Here is a 2,126-nt window from a genome sequence, read left to right on the forward strand (position 1 = left end):
TTACTAGAAGAGAAAAGGACGGATATGACACTTCCTATTTTTCACTCAAACAACGTTCCACATTCTCAGTCGGATTATTTATCTGAGCTCTGGAGGAAGATTGAAAAAAATGAACGGCGTAATCAAAAGGCCGAGATCAAGGTCAATCAGCTTTTTTCTGAATACAAAGATAAACTGACTCCCTATGATAAAAAGCTCGACCATCTTCACTGTGCCTGGGTTAAGCACTTGATGTCATTTTTGACCTCAAAAAAACTCAAAACCAATATCCGCAATCGCTTGATGCAAGCGATTGAACAGGAGTTAATTGACTTGCTTGATCGCCCTTTTATCAATGATAGAGACAAAGTCGAGGCGTTATGCGAAGAGTATGAAACCTATCATAATAAAGTATTTCAGAAAGAGAAACAGCAAGCGCTCAATGCAGCTTGTCGAGAATTTGAAAACGGCATGAAGGAGATGTTCGGCGCTGATATTGATTTACCCCACAAAAAAATCCGTGAAATTCTGGCTTCTGGTGATCCATTCGCCATTGAAGCTTTTATCAGTGCCTTATGGGCCTCTTTTGTTAAACATAATAACGACTCATTTTCACCACGAGCCCAAAATGAGGACGATTGGGACGATTTTGAATTCGATTATTTTGAGAGTGAAGACGACGACGCGCTTAACATCAAAGAAATGTTCCGAGGTACTCAACTCAACAAAATGTACAAACGCATTGCGAGTGTTATCCATCCAGATAAAGAGTCTGACCCGTTAAAGAAAGAAGAGAAACATCGTTTAATGCAGAAACTGGCGGTGGCCAAACGAGAGAATGATGTGATGACCTTAGTCCGAATGCTGACAGAATATGTCCCCGATTCTGAGCACCTTCTTGATGAAACAACTTTAGTGAGAATGGAGCATTTGCTCGAAATGAAGCTCCTGGATTTAAATCGGGCCCACCGTGACATCTTTAGCCAACAAGGAGTTAAGTCTCAAGTCTGGAGACAATTCTCAGCACCAAGCAAGAAGAAGACGCAAGCCAAAATGGAAAAGTATCTTAAAATGATTGATGATTCGATAGTCTCGCTTGAAAAAAGAATAAGAAAAGTTAACAGTATCAATCAATTAAAAAAATATTTAGGATCTCTTACCTTCTATTGATTCTGTGTCTAGAAAAGAGGCTTAATCATGGTGGTTTAAGAGGTTCGAAATACCGCTTGCTCACCCTTCGACTGGCTTCGCCAGCTACGGGATTGCGACGAGCGGTGCCATTAAAGTTTGAGCAGGTATATGTTCGCGTTTCCCGTTAATTTTTGAATGCGCCTTATTATTTAAGCCTTAATACACGCTGATTACGCACTCAATTTAAAATCGTGAAAAACAGCTAGGAAGCTTCAATTAAAGAGAAAGAATAAATTCATGAGTCGAAACCTTAAGCACTATCAAGCCCTTGATGAGATCGTGACGAATGCGCTTCTCGCACTGTATTTAACCATGAGTCAACAAGGTGGATATTGGACAACGAAAATAAGAAATGAACTGTTGGTAAAATTCATCAAACCAAAAGTAAAACGGCCTCAGTTCTCGACATGTAAAAATGAACTCAAAACCATGCTCAGTATTGGCCGAAGTGTAACAGGCAACCTCGAACAAAAAATGTGGGAGGTAAATCAACTGAATCTCGGGTATCAAGCCAAGTTCTCACAGGCTGATGAACTCTATATCATGTTAACGGAATTATTTGAGCAGCATCAGTTTCCAACTATGTTGGAAGACCCCACAAAAGAAATGGAACGAGATACTCTTTACATGAAAGAAAAAAGCATAGAGCAAGGGTTTGATGAAGACAATAACCAGATAAAACCCCTGGCTATGACGGTGAAAACCCATCGGTTGGAAGCGTTAATTGAAGCGCTAAAAGCCAAAGGCTTTTATCGCGTTGAAGTTGACTCTGAAGAGAAAGATGAAGTCATTCACCTTTTATTGCACCGAGAGTGATAACGATTATACGATTGAATAGTGCCTTTCTATTTCTCGGTTTTACCTTGGGTAGACAATGTCCGACTAAATACCCATCTTCAACCTTGATCTGAACCAGTAGTTTTGGACACTGCGTTAAGTGAGTACAATCACTAACG

2 protein-coding genes are annotated in these 2,126 nt (G+C 40.0%); both read left to right on the forward strand.

The genetic code is table 11. The features are described from left to right. On the forward strand, window positions 1-1,149 hold a 1,149-nt coding region (locus ACED59_RS24350; RefSeq protein ID WP_371705197.1), incomplete at its 5' end, for a hypothetical protein. Window positions 1,150-1,407: 258 nt separating this feature from the next. Then, a complete protein-coding gene (locus tag ACED59_RS24355; RefSeq protein ID WP_017104238.1) occupies window positions 1,408-1,986 on the forward strand; it encodes a DUF2913 family protein in 579 nt (192 codons plus the stop codon). The last annotated feature ends 140 nt before the right edge of the window (window positions 1,987-2,126 follow it).

The organism is Vibrio sp. FF266, from assembly GCF_041439695.1.
Taxonomy (GTDB): Bacteria; Pseudomonadota; Gammaproteobacteria; order Enterobacterales; family Vibrionaceae; genus Vibrio; species Vibrio tasmaniensis_A.

What these genes read in the sequence shown, in the direction of transcription:
- ACED59_RS24355 (WP_017104238.1), top strand. Translation starts at nt 1,408, where the DNA reads ATGAGTCGAAACCTTAAGCACTATCAAGCCCTTGATGAGATCGTGACG.